This is a genomic window from Providencia sp. PROV252 (assembly GCF_033676005.1).
Lineage (GTDB): Bacteria > Pseudomonadota > Gammaproteobacteria > Enterobacterales > Enterobacteriaceae > Providencia > Providencia vermicola.
In genome coordinates, this window is sequence record NZ_CP096294.1 from 467,886 (window position 1) to 485,284 (window position 17,399).

Sequence of the window (17,399 nt, forward strand, 5' to 3'; positions counted from 1 at the left end):
TGTTTGGCACCATCTTATGGATAAAGACATTAAAGGGGTCCAATGATGAGCTATGAATTTATTATTGAAAATGAACTGCCACAATCTGTGGCATTTCCTTATCAGAGCCAAAACAGTGCGGCACCTGGCACTTTTCTGATGAGTGAAGATGCGGTTAGTGCCATGATGAGCATCTTACAAATTATGGATAAGCTCGATACAGATGAGTCCCTTGATGAGCACTGTTTTAACCAAATTTGGTTAAAAAGTGAGTTAACCCCCGCACGTGCAGAAGAAATTTATTTGTTTTTGGAAGAACGTTTAGCGGTAGAACCCTTGCCTTCGCAAGAAGAGATTGCGGCATTTCATCAGGCACAAGTGGATGAAAACAAGCTACTATCGCAAGAAAGTAGCAAAGAGGGCATGATCCCAGTCCATAAGTTCTCCACTAATGATGGTTGGTTAGTGACGACGAAAGAGTGCGAATGGATAGCAGAGGTATTCGCTCCCGAGTTGGTGAGTGAAAACCACTTTGTGGTGTCGCAAATTTCTGAGTTATGCAAAATTAGCCATCAAAAACTGGAGCATTTACTGATTGAATGGGGCAAATTTAATTTATTTGCTAGTAAACATGGTGGTTACCGTGTTAATTAAGTTTCTGATGGTTTAATCTTTGATTTAGGTGGTGGTCATTTTAGTCGTGAATGAACATCACCTAAGCTTTTCGACGAAATTACTTTCTAATCGTGTTTTTTCAGCTTGAATCCCTTATGAATTTTTTATTGGAGTGTTATGTTAGCAATATAACGCCAATGAATAGGTTGTGGTGATGAAATTACGGTATTTATTTTTAGTAGTTTGTTTGGGTATAACCTCTTTTGCTCAGGCGACTTCTGAAGCGCCTTCCACAAAAAATAAACCAGCAGAAACGACAGCGCAGAGTCGTGATGTGGTGCTTCCCGATGATTTTAAAGCTCAGTTAAGATCGGCTAAAGCAGGGGATGTTGATGCGATGGTGGATATTGGGCTTGCCTATATGGAAGGAACTGATTTTTTAAACATTGATGATAAAGAAGCTTATCGTTGGTTTAAAAAAGTGTCTGATTTGGGTAATACTGATGGGGATTATTATCTCGGTATGTTATTGCAAAATCAGGAAAAATATAAACAAGCTGAGCGTTGGTATCGGCGTGGTGCAGAAAAAGGGGATGCATATTGCCAATATGCGCTGGGCTACTTTTATGAGCATGGTTTAGGTGTTACGCAAAATTTCAAGCAAGCCAAAGCGTGGTATTCGGAAGCTGCAGAGCAAGAACATGCTAATGCACAATTTGCTATGGGGCTTTTTTACCATGATGGTCTTGGTGGGAATGTGGATTACCAAAAAGCTCGTGAATGGTATGAGCGAAGTGCCGTCAATAATATCGCCGCCGCCGTTAACAACCTTGCCGTGATGTATGAAAATGGTGAAGGTGTTGAAAAAAATGATGAAACCGCTATTTATCTCTATCGCCAAGCGGCCAATATGGGCTCTGCGATTGCGCAAAACAATATGGGTGACTTTTATCAGCAAGGCCATTTGCTCATCGAAAAAAATGGCTATCAAGCAATGTACTGGTATAAACGAGCCGCTCAGCAAAATAACGTTGATGCGCAACTGGCTATTGCAAGTGCCTATGAATCTGGAGATGGCGTCGGGAAAGATTTAGCCGAAGCATTTGTTTGGTACGAGCGTGCTGCACAAAATGAGTCACTGGATGCGGGTATGAAAGTGGCTGAATTTTATGAAAAAGGATTAGGTGGTATTGAGAAAAACCCAGCAAAAGCCATTGAGCTATACAAAGCGTTAGCCAAGAATGAGTCTGATGATGCGCAAATTAAATTAGCGAAGATGTATGTTGCTGGTGAAGTAAATGATGTGAATATCAAGGATGTCGTTAATTGGCTGCAGCTGGCGGAAAACGATAGCCTTGAAGCCAAAAACCAATTAGCGATTTTCTATTTAACGGGAACGGGTGTTGCGCAAAATACACAGAAAGCACGCCAACTATTGGAAAAAGTGGCTTTTAAGAAAAATAGTGATGCGCAAAATAACCTTGCGGTGATGTATGCCCGAGGTGAAGGCGGAGAGAAAAACATTTTTCGTTCTGTGATGTGGTTTGAGCGAGCAGCAGAGTTAGGGAATGAAACGGCAAAACGTAATTTATCGCTCTTGCAGAATAATAAAGAGGTTAAGGCCTCGATGCTGCGCTATACCGATAATATCAATCAATCGATGGAAAACTTGAAAAAGCGTTAAGTTTCCAATTAAAAGGCGATCATGAAGATCGCCTTATCGTTTTTTGATCGGATCGTGTGGATTATTCGAATAAGTTACTGTGTAATGTACGAACGATATCTTCCGCATCATCACCTGGAACTAACAAGCAAATATTGTGGCTGCTTGCTCCGTAGCTGATCATACGAATATTGAAGGACTCTAATGCACCGAAAATTTGTTTCCCGAGTCCATTCACTTGCGACAGTTCATTACCGATAATTGCCACTAACGCTAAGTTTTCTTCCACTTCAACACGGCATAATGCAGAAAGCTCTGTCATGAGAGCGTTGGTGAGTAAGCTGCCATTTGTCCCTGTTGAACCTGTGGTATCTAACGTTAATGCAACGCTCACCTCTGAAGTGGTAATTAAGTCCACGGAAATATTGTGGCGCAATAAGATAGTGAAAATTTCTGCTAAGAACCCACGCGCATGCAGCATTTTCAGGCTATGTAATGTTAATAATGTTTGTTTACGACGCAGTGCCAATGCCCTAAATTGCGGCGGATTCGTGGTTTTGTCACTGACAATTGTCCCACCCGCTTCTGGAGCTTTACTGGAGCCTACGAACACAGGGATACCTGAGCGTACCGCGGGTAGTAATGTGGCTGGATGCAGAATTTTTGCCCCAAAAGTTGCCATTTCTGCCGCTTCATCGAAGGCGATTTCATCAATACGCTGTGCATTTGCTACTACGCGCGGATCAGTGCTGTAGATACCAGGAACGTCTGTCCAAATATCGACACGAGATAAATTCAATACTTCAGCCAATAGGGCTGCGGTATAGTCGCTACCACCGCGTCCCAATGTGGTTGTTCGGCCTTTTTCATCGCGGCCAATAAAGCCTTGCGTAATCACGACTGACTCGCCTAAGCGAGTTTGTAAGTGTTGTTCTGAAAGGGCTTTTAACTGGTTGAGATCAGGCTCAGCACGTCCAAAACTGTCGTTGGTTCTCATGATCTTACGCACATCAAACCATTGTGAGTTGGCATTGCGTTGGCGTAGAACTTCAACAAAAAGCAGAGTCGACATCAATTCCCCATGGCTTACCATTTCATCTGTCAATGCATCTGAAGTGGCAAGAGATGCAGAATCTGCTAAATGGGCAATGTTATCAAGTAAGCGATTGATTTCTTCACGAATAACCTCTGCAGTCTGTAAGTTATCAATAATTGCATATTGAATATCTTTAACCTTTTGCAGTAGCGCATTGCGTTTATCAGCGTCACAACCTTCAGCCAATTCAATCAATAAGTTAGTAATGCCTGCGGAGGCGGAAAGTACCACAACGCGCACGTTGGGGTTGGAAAGAACAATATTTGCGCTGTTGTTCATTGCCTCAAAGTTCGCGACACTGGTGCCACCAAATTTTGCAATAACAAACTGATTGTTGTCTGACGAAGACGCTACGGTATTCATGGTGTCAATCCCTTTGGTTAAACCTAAACTTTATATAGATTTATCGGGTAAATAGAATCGCGTCAATCAAGAATCGAAGCAAATCAGTAATTCTAATGATGGGGGGGTTATTATCGGTTTTCGTCATACGCGTCATCCTTCAAGCTGCATGGGTGTTGACTACGTTCAGATAGCCGAATCACATACTTGTGTATGCTCATCGGTCTATCTTCACTTGTCGCCTACATGCAACTCGAATGATTTAGCGTATGTAGATTAGTCGCTTTTTCAAGCTGCATGGGTGTTGACTGCATTCAGATAGCCGAATCACATACTTGTGTATGCTCATCGGTCTATCTTCACTTGTCGCCTACATGCAACTCGAATGATTTAGCGTATATAGGTTAGTCACTTTTTCAAGCTGCATGGGTGTTGACTGCATTCAGATAGCCGAATCACATACTTGTGTATACTCATCGGTCTATCTTCACTTGTCGCTTTTTTTAAGCTAAATGGCATTGAAAGTGCGTATTTCATATAAAAGGGATAATTAAGTCTGGAAAAGTACGGCAGAATTGGGGAATATCAATATAACGCAGAAAACCGATAAGCCCTGTTTCCTTGACGGGTTACAATCTATTTCTATTGAAAATTGTTTGGAGAGTGTTATCCATGAGAAGTATTAATCCAAGCCAGACGGCTGCATGGCGGGCGCTAGAACAACATTTTGCGCAAATAAAAGATGTGCATATGCGTGATTTGTTCGAGCAAGATAAAGACCGCTTTACCAAATTTTCGGCAACGTTCGATGGTCAAATCTTAGTGGATTTCTCCAAAAATAGAATAACGCAAGAAACCTTAGACAATTTATTAGCACTGGCAAAAGAAACTGAGCTAGAAAGTGCCATTAATAGTATGTTCAAGGGTGAAAAAATCAACCGCACGGAAGACCGTGCTGTGCTGCATACGGCTTTACGTAATCGCGACAACACACCAATTTACGTAGATGGTAAAGATGTGATGCCTGACGTTAATGCTGTGCTGGAAAAAATGCAGCAATTTAGCCAACGCATTATTAGTGGTGAATGGAAAGGCTTTACGGGTAAGGCGATTACCGATGTTGTGAATATCGGGATTGGCGGTTCTGACCTTGGCCCATTCATGGTGACTGAAGCATTACGCCCTTATAAAAACCACCTGAATATGCACTTTGTTTCTAATGTGGATGGCACGCAAATCGCTGAAACGTTGAAAACAGTGAATCCAGAAACGACATTGTTCTTAATTGCGTCTAAAACATTCACTACGCAAGAGACAATGACTAATGCGCATTCAGCTCGTGATTGGTTCTTAGCATCTGCAAAAGATGAAAGCCAGGTTGCTAAGCACTTTGTGGCACTTTCCACCAATGGTGAAGAAGTCGCTAAGTTTGGTATTGATACCAACAATATGTTTGAGTTCTGGGATTGGGTTGGTGGCCGCTATTCATTATGGTCAGCGATTGGTTTATCCATCATTTTATCCGTCGGCTTTGATAACTTCGTTCAATTATTGAATGGCGCTCATGCAATGGATAAGCATTTCACCCAAACACCGCTGGAGAAAAATATCCCCGTATTGTTAGGGTTGATTGGCATTTGGTATAACAATTTTTTTGAATCAGAAACTGAAGCGATTCTGCCATACGACCAATACATGCATCGTTTTGCGGCATACTTTCAACAAGGCAATATGGAATCCAATGGTAAGTATATCGGCCGTGATGGAAACCCCGTTTCATACCAAACTGGCCCAATTATTTGGGGCGAGCCAGGGACGAACGGGCAACATGCGTTTTATCAATTGATCCACCAAGGGACAAAAATGATCCCTTGTGACTTTATTGCGCCAGCAGTCACACATAATCCACTGGGTGACCACCACGAGAAGCTGCTTTCTAACTTCTTTGCGCAAACAGAAGCGCTAGCATTTGGAAAAACGCGTGAAGTGGTCGATGCTGAATTTGCTGCACAAGGCAAATCAGTGGCCGATATGGAATATGTGGCACCGTATAAAGTATTTGAAGGTAACCGCCCAACGAACTCGATTTTACTCAAAGAAGTTACGCCATATTCATTAGGTGCGTTAATCGCGATGTATGAGCATAAAATCTTTACTCAAGGGGCGATTTTAAACATCTTCACGTTTGACCAATGGGGCGTAGAATTAGGTAAACAATTAGCGAGCCGCATTCTGCCTGAATTAGAAAGCAGTGAAAAAGTCAGCAGCCACGACAGTTCAACCAATGGCTTAATTAACAACTATAAAGCTTGGCGTTAATGGTTTATTGAAATTACGTCGTGAAATTAAGCGGGAAGTGTCGGTGGCTTCCCGTTTTCTTTATTAGAAGAAACATCAGAATAAGTTAATGTCAGCTAGATTATTAAAGTGTTAACGAATTTTATTTTTGTTTATAACATGTTATTAATTATGGAATCTTTCACTATTTTTTTACAATTTGTGTTGAATTTGTGACTTTTTATATAAATTGTTAGCTAACTTTAACCTTGTAGCAAAACAACGTGATATTCTACTTGGTAAGAAATACAGAAATCATAACCATGTTATTCATGGTGGAATTTACGTAATGGATGAAACGCTATTTACCTCGCAGCCAATTGAATGGATTGCGCAGGATGATGAAAGAGTTCCCGCTAACATGCTCGATTGGTTACTTGAACTTGGCTCCATGACAAAACGTTTTGAACAACATAGCCAGAAAGTGACTGTTATTCCATATTTAGAACGCTATGTATCGCAAGTGATGCTGAGTACGGAAGAAGCACAAAATTTACCTGCAAGTCATCGTTACTGGGTGCGCGAAGTGGTTATGTATGGAGATGGTACTCCGTGGTTGCTTGGTCGTACGGTCATTCCGGAAGAAACACTCACCGATGATGACCAGCAATTAGTGGATATTGGTCGGATGCCATTAGGGCGCTATTTATTTAGTCGAGATAACCTAACGCGTGATTACATTCATATTGGTCGTTCCGCAGAACGTTGGGTTCGCCGCTCTCGATTAAGGTTATCCGATAAACCTTTATTGTTAACCGAGATATTTTTACCAGAATCACCTGCATATCGTTAATTATCCAAACTATTTCAAATTATAGATTTTGGCAAAACACGACACTAATACACAAAAATCCGTGATTTGCTCAACTGAGTGGTGTGAACACCTACCTATTTTGAAGTATGATGGAGTGAGAAAAGGAGCACGACAAAGTGGAGGGAAGTATGACGCTAAGTAAATGGCATGCATACAGCCGTTTAATGCGTATTGATAGACCCATCGGTTCACTGTTATTACTTTGGCCGACGTATTGGGCACTCTGGATAGCTGCTCAAAGCACGCCCAATTTGCACATTTTGATTGTGTTTACTGCGGGGGTGTTTTTCATGCGCGCCGCAGGTTGTGTGATTAATGATTTCGCTGACCGACATTTTGATGGTCATGTGGAACGCACCAAACATCGCCCATTACCTAGTGGGGATGTGACGGAAAAAGAAGCTAAAATTTTGTTTGCAAGTTTAGTGGGTGTGTCCTTCTTGCTGGTTTTAACTTTAAATTTAATGACAATTTGGTTGTCCATTGCGGCGCTTGCTTTGGCATGGATTTACCCTTTTGTTAAAAGAGTCAGTCATTTACCTCAGGTTGTACTGGGCGCAGCATTTGGCTGGTCGATTCCAATGGCCTTCTCTGCGGTGGGTGAAACACTTCCGTTAGTATGCTGGGTATTGTTTTTCATAAATATTATTTGGTCAGTGATTTACGACACGCAATATGCCATGGTTGACCGTGACGATGATTTAAAAATCGGCGTGAAATCAACAGCCATTTTATTTGGCCAGTATGACAAATTAATTATTGGGTTACTGCAATTACTGATGGTCGGCTTGCTGGTGGCTGTGGGATCATTGGCTGCTCTGGGGAGCATTTACTATTTTTCTCTGGCGCTGGTTGTGGGGTTATTTGTTTATCAGCAAAAACTGATGGTCAATAGAGAGCGTGCTCCCTGTTTTAAAGCTTTTATGAATAATAACTATGTTGGTTTTATCTTATTTGTCGGAATTTTATTGAGTTATTGGTAAACAGGTTGTTGACGATTAACAGGAGCATGCTTTTCAGCTTTTCCTCTCAATGGCTGGAAAAACCCTAACCAAATGGCTAGGGTTTTGAGTGAGCAAATTACTAACGCTGCAGTACTATTTTAGACGATGTCGCGTGGGCAACTTTGCCGTTTGGAAAATAAACGTGGACCACAAGATAAATAGTATCCCCGATACTGGATTGTGCATTCTTTCCAAACTTTATAGTGTTTCCGTCGTCAGTAACAATTGAACCACTGGAAGTCTTCTTACCAACCAGATACGTTTGTCTCATACCGACATTTCCGTTCTGGTATTCACTGGTGGCTATTGATATCGGTTTGCCATAACCGAGGTGCGAATAATTTATCACCATATTGTACCCATATCCGGAGCGATTCCCTATTTGGTTGCCGTTATATATTTCTACTAGATGTGATGGTATTGCTTTAGCTACAGTGACCTTATTCGATTGAACTTGCGCACCTGTACTCGGTGTTCCGCTTGATGAGCGAGGGATGACATTAAAATAAATTTCACACCCTATATCTGCATCTTGTATGTGATAAGTTCTGCTTGTTGATATCGCCTGATGATTCTTGTTACGCAAACAGAACCACTCGAAACTGGTTCCACTCTCAGGATCGCTCGGGCTGTCCCCATCATGGTAGCGATAATTTCCAGTCAGTAATCCACCAGGCTCTGGCTGACCATCAATTTTCACATCATGAGCTTCTGGTGCCAGCCCTCTAGTCGTGAGAGTTGATGAAGTGAATATAGCGCCAGTTGCTGGTTCTGTGATTTTAGGGTCGGTTTGTGGCGTGACCTCGACCGACAGTTGTTTTCCATTGCCATCGCCGGGGACGAGTTTATAGCTATTTTGCGTGGCTCCTGGAATATTTTTACCATCGAGTTTCCATTGAAAAAGTGATGTTTCTAATGCATCCTTATCTGCATCCGTTATCTTTGGATCAGCGGTGACCGTGTCATTAACGGCGGGTGTCTTATTATTAAATTGAACATCAGTCACGACAGGTGCATGACCGATAACGGGAAGCGTTTGGGTATTGACTTCGATCACAGAAGCGGATGCGCCTCCTACGATGACCAATCCTGCTGCCAGCGTTATCAGACGAATAAGGGGGATAATTTTTGTCCTCTCTGCCATTTTATGAATATCCTCTTCTGTTATCGCAGTGTGTTATGGGTGCTTATTATCAAAAATACCGCAGCGAAATGTTTCGCTGCGGGGGATAGTGATTATTTGTTCGAAACGATAACCTGAATTTTACGTTTCTGCTCTGTGCCCTTAACCGTGTATGTTGCTGTGGTTGCACCTGAAATATCTGTGTATTTGCTCGAATTCACAGAGTCTTGAATCTGCCACTTGTAAGTCAGGTTATTATCACAAGTCCCGTGACAGGTGACATTTGCTTTCAGCGAATCACCAACCAGCGGTCGTGACCCAGCTCCAGTGAGACCCGAAATAGTTACTGATTTCACGATATTGCCATTCACTGTTGGGATATTAGTGCCGCCCACTATTGTCTTACCACCGATATCGATGAAGGTTGCTGCTGCTACGGCTACACTCTCTGACGGCTCCGTCTTAGCTGGATCCGTTTTTGCGACGGCCTTAACGGTAATGTTTTTACCTAACAACGCCGATGTCAGTTTCAGCGTGTCGCTCGTTTGCCCTGCAATAACATTTTTGCCGTCATGCCATTTATAGACGATAGACACTAGTGTATCGTTGTCTTTATCACTGAAGTCAAAACCTGACGCTTTCAACTCATCATTCTCACCTAATACACCGTCATTGTTCTTATCTGTGGCCGTGATGGTACCCGCTTTTAGCTCTGGTGCATGACCAATAACCGCAGTTGTTGCTGGGGAAGTTATCGAGATCGGAGTCTGAGTCGTGGCAGCGAGTGCCGATGTACCAAAAGTCATGCCTAACACGGCTCCCGCAATCAGGACAGATAGGTTGTTTTTGCGGATCATTGGGGTTTGTTGATTTTTGTTGCTCATCTAATTATTACCTTATATTTTAAATTAATTTAAGTTGCCCTATAGGCGTATTTATTGTGCGGTCACTCGCAACCTGCGTTTTTGCGTGTCTGCGGTGACTGTATATGTCATGGCTGTAGCGCCATTAATCGCTTGATACTGTCCTGATCCTTGTATTGTCTCCACTTCCCATTGCCAAGCTGTCGGCAAAATGCAGTTGACTTGGCACTCTGGTGTTGCTGTTAGGACATCCCCAACGACGGGGCGCTTTTTTATAACACTGCCGTTATGAAATATTTGTAATCCTACGGGGGCTGCCATCACTTCTATTTTTGTTGACGCTAGATTGATCCCCTCTACCTTCGGACTAAAAATGAGGGTGCCCGGCAATTTTCCAGTGGTGATGGTGGTGGTATAAACACCCGGTGCAGTTTCTTTCAACGCCTCCAACTTAACGCCACTTTGCGAAGGCGATAGTGATGACCCGCCTTTTTGTGTCGTGAAGGCGAACGGCAACTGAATCGATGAAGCCAATTTAGTCATCGGTGCATTCTGCTCATCCCGCATCGTCAGCGTTAATACCTCCGACTGACCGACATTCAGTACACCTGATCCAACAGTCAAACTTGAGTAGCGGTTAGAAAACCCTGCGTCGACAATCACTTTTATATAGGCCGGTTTTGATGCATTTCCCTTTCCATCCCATGCAATAGCACTTAGGGTATAAGTATTGCTTTTACCCGCCTGCCAAGCAGGTAGGCGAATTTGCCAAGCTGTTAAACTTTTGCCAACAGACTGTACTTTCCCACCGTTGGATGAAAACTTTGTCAGCATTCCCCATTTCACACGTTCAGCACCATATTTCGCTTTTAAGATAGCGCTCAGTGACTGTAGGCTGGCACCTCGACCACGGATTTCCTGCGGCAGTATTAAACTGATCAAATCCTGTTTACGGTATTCGAGTACAATGTTGTTATTGCGCTCAACCAGTGCCATTAGGCTGCCTGAGAGCGAACGCAGGCGAGCAACTGAACTCGATGATATTTGGTCTTTCCAAGGCACACCGAATGAATAGGTCAGTTGTGCCTGAAGTTGCAGATCATCAGTTCCTTGTCCTGTACGCCAGTCAGCCCCAAGGGTAATTAATGGAATAGGGGTGTAATTCAACCCTACAGTCATTGTTTTTGGCGACTTACTACGAGAGTCCTTACCTTTCATTGCCACTTCATCACCGAAATATTGTTCATATTTCAGTTTGCCACCAAGTTGTGGATAAGATGGCAACCAAGCACTGGCGGTCATATCAAATCCGTTGGCGGGGCGTTCATCGTAGTCGTCAAAATCCCGTGACTGATGCCAGTTGTTGAGTCGCAGATAACCATTGGTTGAAAAGCGTAGATTATCGGACCACAATTCTCCGCCAATACCGAGTCGGCTGTTCCCACCTGTAATATCAGCGTCATAAAAGGTGTTGACGCCATACATCCATTGGTCATTGAACCGACGAGCGCCCACTCCTAAGTTTAGGGTGGTGCGATCATTAAGGTTCCGACCTCCTAACTGAGTGAACACCAGCCAATCTGGGTTTTGATATACGGGTAACAGCATGTCGGCAGACAGCGTACTCTGTGACAGTTTATCTCCCGGCTGTATACTAATTTGTGCAGTACCATATTGATTTAACCAACTCTCCATGGTTGATGACGCTGTGCTCACCGCCATATCCTTGGCCTGTTTAGTCAGGTACTCCTCTGCACTTTGTGTGTTCATCGCTTGGAAAAAGTTAGGGGCAGTTTGGGCCAACCAGTTCTCAATTTCACTATCTGAGTCGTTTACTTGTACACCTTTCTTCGTCGTTTTATCTGTCGTATTGGCGATGTAAGTGCTTGGTACATCGATTTGATCTCCAGCTGAGAGTTGTTCAAAAGCGCGGGCGAAATTGCGTTTTTGATTTAATGTTTTTAATTCCTCCACCGTCAGATTGTATTGATGAGCCACACTGTGAACGGTCTCTCCTGTCTGCAGGTGGTAAGGCTTCACTTTCATTCCATCTACAAACCCAGTAGCAAAGACTGAACCAGTTGGTATGATGGATACGGACAGTAAAACGGGAATCAATAAGGGCATCTGAGATGATTTGATACTGTAACGGTTAATACCAAAAATCATTTATTTATTCCTTTTATTCCTTTTATTTCTTCCTTTAAGTTGTTGTTTCCATAATGAGGATATTTCCATTGTGAATAAATGAACTATCAAAGGTGCTAAACACCAATAATAGAGTGAGATAAGCAGATATTGAGTTGCTGTTATAAATTTCAGCTATGTAATCTAATGTCTCATTTTGATGATGGATGTTAATACTCGACTCAATGATTGCATTTCGTCTTACGGTGAAATTTATATATTTAGATTGATAATGTGAACGTACTTGTTTGGACTAAATAAGAAGTTATAGAGAGTGGGATTAATTAAGAAATGATAATTTATTATGAATTGAAATTATTTTTGATATTTACCATATTTCAAATTGCGTGTTTTTTTTGAATTTATTTTTATTTATCAATTTTTTATGTTGGGTTTTGGCGGCTTTTCTTTTATTGAAATAATATTGAATACACATAAAAATCGCCTATCCTTCTAGCTATCAATATTAGGTATTGGCTGTTTTGGTTAGTGTGGCGGAATTCGATACTTTTCCAGTGAGTCCTATATCTAGGAACCAAAAGTAAGCGCCATTGGTTTGGATTTCTTTAACCAAGCGATGCTCAGAGATAATACTAGATAAATAATTCAGCAACATCACCTTGATTAATCGAACTCAGTGGTTTCAAAAAACAATTCATCATTGGTGCGGCACTTCGAATTATTTAGGACATAGATTATTGTTAGCACTAGCTCTATTAAATCAAAGGGGTAATGTGAATAACATTACCCCTTTTACTTATTTAGTGCCAAGATTTCTAGTCTACATTTGTTTCAGCTTCTGTACTCTTCTCTATCGCAGTGGAAAACTCATCGTCTTGGCTAACACTTTCAATGGTTAAACGAATTTCTGGGGACATTAACCGCGCAAGAACCGCATACAGTTTTTTAGCGTTAGTGGTGAAGATATCATTTTCATTGTTATCGATATAGCCTTCTTCTCTAAGCGTATCAACGAGCGTTGAGAATACTGCTTTATCAAAGAACTCAGGGGCATTAATACCGTGAAGTACAGAGAGACGTTGTGCAAGAATACGGCTTTCTTTTTCCAACGTATTACGGCTTATTTCAGGGCTGGCATTGAGTAATGACAGCGTGATTGCGTAGCGTTGTAATGTTTCACGGATACCAGCGGCTAAGAGTTGTAATGGACGAATACGGCGTGGGTTCAATACCACCATTTCGTCGTCTCTTAGACAGATAAGTTTTTGATTATTTAGCTCATCAATCAGAGTATCGACTGTTTCACGCAGCTGTTCGTCGTTATAACGCATAAACAGTTCAGCTTTTAAGAACGGATAGATTTGGCTGACTTGATGGTGAATTTCTTGACGACTGATACGCTCATGGTGCAACACAATACTGGTGATCAGTGACGGTAACACCAATAAGTGGTGGATATTATTACGGTAGTAGGTCATTAATACGGCATTTTCACGAGGAAGAATAATAATATCCCCCATGCTGTCTTTTTCTACCTCGAATTTATCCATTTGCAACGCGTGTTCGAGCAGTTGTTCAGCCGTTTTATTTGGCGTAGTCGCATCGGCGGTGTATGGCACATTGCGTAATAATTGCAGATAACATTCCACTTGCTCAATTAACTGCTCACGGGTTAATGAACGTTGACGTGAGGCCAGTAAAGCCGTTGCGCACAAGTTGATAGCGTTAGCTGCGGCAGCATTATTGATATTCACCATGATGTTATCTGCTAACGAGCTGACTGTTGGGTTTAACCAAGTTGGGCGCTGCGGCTCAATAGGGTCAATCGAATCACGCCAATCTGGCACGCGTTGGTTAAGGTAATGAGAAAGGGAAATTGGCTGGCCAAAGTTCACATATCCTTGACCTAAGTTACGCAGCTTGCGCAAGCCGCGGATCATTGAAAATAAGCCTTCTTTCTCTTTTTCTGCACCGCGCAGCTCTTTTGCGTAAGTGCCTACTTCCATCACATGTTCATAACCAATATAGATAGGTACGATAGTGATAGGGCGCGAATCACCACGTAGCATGGCTTGCAGTGTCATTGATAGCGTTCCCGTTTTTGGCTGTAATAAACGGCCAGTTCGGGAACGTCCACCTTCAACAAAATACTCAATAGAGTAACCGCGAGCAAATAACTCACTTAAATACTCACGGAAAACCGTGGAATAGAGTTTATTTCCTTTAAAGGTGCGGCGGATAAAGAAGGCACCAAGGCGGCGGAAAATTGGGCCAGCTGGCCAAAAATTCAAGTTGATCCCTGCGGCGATATGCGGCGGGACTAAGCCTTGATGATAAAGAACATAAGACAGCAATAGGTAGTCCATGTGGCTTCGGTGGGAAGGCACATACACAATTTCATGGCCATCTTGCGCTAATTGGCGAACGCGCTCAGCATGCTGCACATTAATGCCTTGATAGAGGCGGTTCCATGTCCAGCTCAGTACACGGTCAGTTAAACGCACGGCTTCATAGGAGAAGTTCGCAGCAATTTCTTCCATCATATTCACCGCATTTTGCTGTGCTTTTTTCAGTGGAATTTTTTTACTGCGTGCTTCATCTTCGACTGCTTTTTCAATCGCTTTTGAGGTCAAAAGCTTATTGAATAGTTCATAGCGTGCGGGCAATTTCGGGCCGACAGCCGCAAGGCGTTGGCGGGAATAGTGAATGCGGGCGACACGCGCTAATTTATTCGCAATAATGGTATCTGTGCCGTGGTCTTGCGCCATTTTCCCGATGGAAACGGGGGGCGATAGGCGAACAAAGCTATCACGACCTAACCACAGGACAGCAAAGAATTTTTGCACCCCGTTTAATAGCTTCAGTGGTGGTGCAGGGGTATGCCCTTCACGACCTGGAGAGCGCCCAAACATAACCGATGCGGGGAGCATTTGAATATCCAGATTCGGATTGTTTTTATGCAAATCTAAATACGCATGGAATGTTTTGACGGAATCTTTACGCGGATCTGGTGAGTAATAACGAAATACGCGTGGGCCATCATCGATAAACACATAAGCAGGAAGCTTTGTTCCATTGATGTCGTTATCAACCAAAGGGTCAGGCAGACCGATAGCCAAGCATTGATGCCGTAGCGTTAGGAGGTCGGACTTAGAGTGATAAGGCAATACATACAGCGTTGGCCTGTTGGTATCAAGCTGCAGCTCTGTAATTGGGTCCGATGGAATTAGTTTACTTTTTACCAATAATTTAAGTGGTAAATTCAACGTGTTGTAATATATTTTACGCCATAGTGACATAAATGATTATAGCCTCTTGTTAACAATGCTGCGCAATCATACCAGAAATCCACTGGTAGATCTGTTACTGACGATTCACTTTGACTGTAAAAATCGATTATTGTTTGAATTTTTTAAGGAATAAATATGGCAAGTCAAACTAAGGGTTTTACCCGCGTGATTAAAGCAGCAGGGTACTCCCTTAAGGGGTTAAAAGCGGCTTGGATAAATGAAGCGGCATTTAGGCAGGAGTCTGTTGCCGCAGTCATTGCGATTATTATCGCCTTTTGCTTAGATATCAGTTACGTGGATAGAATATTGCTGATCAGCTCCGTTGTGCTGGTGGCTATCGTCGAGTTACTAAATAGTGCAATAGAAGCTGTTGTTGATCGTATTGGCAGTGAATATCATGAACTTTCAGGGCGCGCTAAAGATATTGGGTCAGCGGCTGTATTCATCAGTATTGGTTTAGCGTTATTTATATGGGCACTGATTTTATGGCAGCGTTATTTTTCTGCCTAGCCAATAAACGTTGTTTAGAGTCGAGAAAAGAGAGTCAATCGATAGCAAATGCCTAAATTCAGCAATTTAACTGTTTCAAATCTTCATTTACCTGTATATACTCACAGTTTGACTGTATAAACAAACAGGGGAACGGAATGAAAGCACTGACGGCTCGACAACAGCAGGTTTATGATCTGGTGCGTGACCACATTTCGCAAACAGGTATGCCTCCTACACGTGCTGAAATAGCAGCAAGTCTTGGTTTTCGTTCGCCTAATGCGGCAGAAGAACATTTAAAAGCCTTGGCTCGCAAGGGTGTAATTGAAATTGTTTCTGGGGCATCACGAGGCATCCGTCTACTTCTTGAAGAAGAGGCTGAAGATCAAGGGTTACCTTTGATTGGGCGCGTTGCCGCTGGCGAACCTTTACTGGCACAAGAACATATTGAAAGTCATTATCAGGTTGATCCTGAACTTTTTAAACCTCACGCAGATTTCCTATTACGTGTGAATGGTATGTCGATGAAAGACATCGGTATTATGGACGGTGACTTATTAGCAGTTCATAAAACACAAAATGCGCATAATGGCCAAGTGATTGTTGCGCGCATTGATGATGAAGTGACTGTTAAACGTTTTAAACAACAAGGTAATCGTGTTGAGTTAATCGCTGAAAATCCTGAGTTTGCGCCGATTGTTGTCGATTTACGCGAGCAAAGCTTCACCATTGAGGGTTTAGCAGTTGGGGTGATCCGTAATAGTGATTGGTATTAATTCTTAGATTATCAGGTAGGTAGCGGCGCGCTGCTTGTTTGATTTTTCCATTATTGCTGGCAGATTTCACATTGATGTATAGAGATCTGCCTGCTTTACTTAGTTCTTATCTTTTATATCCTTTTTTATACTACTTTTCGTATTCTTTTTTTATATAAGTAATGTCGTGGATTCTACAACGTTATTTGCTACTTTTTTTTGCAGTGATCGGTTGCTCATGGTCATGGCTACAGTGTGCGTGGTCTTTGCAGCTATCAATTTCATCACAGTTTTTACATAAACCATGGTTTTCCACAACAGTATGCCTTAAACGGAACTGATTAGTTTCCGCTAGGCTAATAATGGCGGCTTCTATTGTTGCGCAATCACTTTCAGTCACGCTGCCACAATGGTCACAAATTAGCATCACTGAGATATGACTTGGGTTATCAAAGTGATGGCAAACAACGTAGCTGTTGGTTGACTCTATTTTATGAATAAAGCCTTGCTCCATTAAAAACTCAAGCCCACGGTAAACAGTGGGTGGTTTTGCTTGTGGTTCAACTTCACGCAGCAAATCTAATAAATCGTAGGCACTGATAGCTCCGTGTTGTTGTGCAATAAGACGTAACACGGTTTCTCGCTGTGGAGTCAATCTAACGCCCCTTGATTGGCAGATACGCTCTGCCATCACAAGTATCTTATCTTCACTCATTTTTTTCATTTTTGACTCCAACTTCGAAAACTAAGTATCGACTATAGGAACAAGTTTATCATAGTTTTCTGACTGAAATAGCTTGAAAAGAGAAAGTAGAAGGGAGAAGGGCATGTACTCAACTGAATTTTGTTAGATAAAAATGAAAAATAAAAGAAATAATAAA

The 17,399-nt window shown here is 42.3% G+C and carries 14 protein-coding genes; 7 read left to right on the top strand and 7 right to left on the bottom strand.

The window, feature by feature from the left end; all coding sequences use genetic code 11:
* The first annotated feature begins 42 nt into the window (after nucleotides 1-42).
* Complete coding sequence (locus M1F05_RS02060; RefSeq protein WP_206086218.1) at nucleotides 43-633, top strand: hypothetical protein; 591 nt, start codon at nucleotides 43-45, stop codon at nucleotides 631-633.
* A gap of 175 nt (nucleotides 634-808) precedes the next feature.
* A complete protein-coding gene (locus tag M1F05_RS02065; protein ID WP_206086219.1) occupies nucleotides 809-2,278 on the top strand; it encodes a tetratricopeptide repeat protein in 1,470 nt (489 codons plus the stop codon).
* 61 nt (nucleotides 2,279-2,339) lie between these two features.
* Here M1F05_RS02065 and lysC read toward each other — a convergent pair whose 3' ends face one another.
* Nucleotides 2,340-3,716, bottom strand: a complete 1,377-nt coding sequence (gene lysC, locus M1F05_RS02070) for a lysine-sensitive aspartokinase 3 (protein WP_206086220.1) — start codon at nucleotides 3,714-3,716, stop codon at nucleotides 2,340-2,342.
* 651 nt (nucleotides 3,717-4,367) lie between these two features.
* Here lysC and pgi point away from each other — a divergent pair.
* The 3 genes from pgi (at nucleotide 4,368) to ubiA (ending at nucleotide 7,829) form a co-directional block, all read left to right on the top strand.
* Entirely contained in the window at nucleotides 4,368-6,014 is a 1,647-nt protein-coding gene (gene pgi, locus M1F05_RS02075) for a glucose-6-phosphate isomerase (protein ID WP_206086221.1), read from the top strand.
* Between the two features lie 298 nt (nucleotides 6,015-6,312).
* Nucleotides 6,313-6,825, top strand: coding sequence for a chorismate lyase (gene ubiC, locus M1F05_RS02080; RefSeq protein WP_206086360.1), 513 nt, complete (start codon nucleotides 6,313-6,315; stop codon nucleotides 6,823-6,825).
* Between the two features lie 149 nt (nucleotides 6,826-6,974).
* Nucleotides 6,975-7,829, top strand: coding sequence for a 4-hydroxybenzoate octaprenyltransferase (ubiA, locus tag M1F05_RS02085; protein ID WP_206086222.1), 855 nt, complete (start codon nucleotides 6,975-6,977; stop codon nucleotides 7,827-7,829).
* Nucleotides 7,830-7,929: 100 nt separating this feature from the next.
* Here ubiA and M1F05_RS02090 read toward each other — a convergent pair whose 3' ends face one another.
* From M1F05_RS02090 to plsB, 5 genes are all read right to left on the bottom strand, one after another.
* Nucleotides 7,930-8,994 carry a hypothetical protein gene (locus M1F05_RS02090; RefSeq protein WP_206086223.1) on the bottom strand — a complete coding sequence of 355 codons (1,065 nt, stop codon included), beginning with the start codon at nucleotides 8,992-8,994 and terminating at the stop codon, nucleotides 7,930-7,932.
* Between the two features lie 92 nt (nucleotides 8,995-9,086).
* On the bottom strand, nucleotides 9,087-9,857 hold the full coding sequence (locus M1F05_RS02095) for a ZirU family protein (RefSeq protein ID WP_206086224.1): 771 nt from the start codon (nucleotides 9,855-9,857) through the stop codon (nucleotides 9,087-9,089).
* A gap of 51 nt (nucleotides 9,858-9,908) precedes the next feature.
* Complete coding sequence (locus tag M1F05_RS02100) at nucleotides 9,909-12,005, bottom strand: inverse autotransporter beta domain-containing protein (RefSeq protein WP_206086225.1); 2,097 nt, start codon at nucleotides 12,003-12,005, stop codon at nucleotides 9,909-9,911.
* A 484-nt stretch (nucleotides 12,006-12,489) separates the two neighbouring features.
* The gene (locus M1F05_RS02105; RefSeq protein ID WP_412990642.1) at nucleotides 12,490-12,642 is read right to left on the bottom strand and encodes a transposase; all 153 of its coding nucleotides are present in this window, start codon (nucleotides 12,640-12,642) and stop codon (nucleotides 12,490-12,492) included.
* A gap of 157 nt (nucleotides 12,643-12,799) precedes the next feature.
* On the bottom strand, nucleotides 12,800-15,283 hold the full coding sequence (plsB, locus tag M1F05_RS02110; RefSeq protein WP_206086227.1) for a glycerol-3-phosphate 1-O-acyltransferase PlsB: 2,484 nt from the start codon (nucleotides 15,281-15,283) through the stop codon (nucleotides 12,800-12,802).
* 126 nt (nucleotides 15,284-15,409) lie between these two features.
* Between plsB and M1F05_RS02115 the strand changes: the two genes are divergently transcribed.
* A complete protein-coding gene (locus M1F05_RS02115; protein WP_206086228.1) occupies nucleotides 15,410-15,784 on the top strand; it encodes a diacylglycerol kinase in 375 nt (124 codons plus the stop codon).
* Between the two features lie 137 nt (nucleotides 15,785-15,921).
* Nucleotides 15,922-16,539 (top strand): transcriptional repressor LexA, encoded by a 618-nt coding sequence (gene lexA / locus M1F05_RS02120; protein ID WP_206086229.1) that lies wholly within the window; start codon nucleotides 15,922-15,924, stop codon nucleotides 16,537-16,539.
* Nucleotides 16,540-16,720: 181 nt separating this feature from the next.
* On the opposite strand, the gene zur is transcribed toward lexA, so the two are convergent.
* Nucleotides 16,721-17,242 carry a zinc uptake transcriptional repressor Zur gene (zur, locus tag M1F05_RS02125; RefSeq protein WP_206086230.1) on the bottom strand — a complete coding sequence of 174 codons (522 nt, stop codon included), beginning with the start codon at nucleotides 17,240-17,242 and terminating at the stop codon, nucleotides 16,721-16,723.
* Nucleotides 17,243-17,399: the final 157 nt, after the last annotated feature.

Bases quoted from the DNA above. Each gene is read 5' to 3' on its own strand.
- M1F05_RS02060 (WP_206086218.1), top strand. From the start codon at position 43: ATGATGAGCTATGAATTTATTATTGAAAATGAACTGCCACAATCTGTG.
- M1F05_RS02065 (WP_206086219.1), top strand. From the start codon at position 809: ATGAAATTACGGTATTTATTTTTAGTAGTTTGTTTGGGTATAACCTCT.
- lysC (WP_206086220.1), bottom strand. From the start codon at position 3,716: ATGAATACCGTAGCGTCTTCGTCAGACAACAATCAGTTTGTTATTGCA.
- pgi (WP_206086221.1), top strand. From the start codon at position 4,368: ATGAGAAGTATTAATCCAAGCCAGACGGCTGCATGGCGGGCGCTAGAA.
- ubiA (WP_206086222.1), top strand. From the start codon at position 6,975: ATGACGCTAAGTAAATGGCATGCATACAGCCGTTTAATGCGTATTGAT.
- M1F05_RS02090 (WP_206086223.1), bottom strand. From the start codon at position 8,994: ATGGCAGAGAGGACAAAAATTATCCCCCTTATTCGTCTGATAACGCTG.
- M1F05_RS02095 (WP_206086224.1), bottom strand. From the start codon at position 9,857: ATGAGCAACAAAAATCAACAAACCCCAATGATCCGCAAAAACAACCTA.
- M1F05_RS02100 (WP_206086225.1), bottom strand. From the start codon at position 12,005: ATGATTTTTGGTATTAACCGTTACAGTATCAAATCATCTCAGATGCCC.
- plsB (WP_206086227.1), bottom strand. From the start codon at position 15,283: ATGTCACTATGGCGTAAAATATATTACAACACGTTGAATTTACCACTT.
- M1F05_RS02115 (WP_206086228.1), top strand. From the start codon at position 15,410: ATGGCAAGTCAAACTAAGGGTTTTACCCGCGTGATTAAAGCAGCAGGG.
- lexA (WP_206086229.1), top strand. From the start codon at position 15,922: ATGAAAGCACTGACGGCTCGACAACAGCAGGTTTATGATCTGGTGCGT.
- zur (WP_206086230.1), bottom strand. From the start codon at position 17,242: ATGAAAAAAATGAGTGAAGATAAGATACTTGTGATGGCAGAGCGTATC.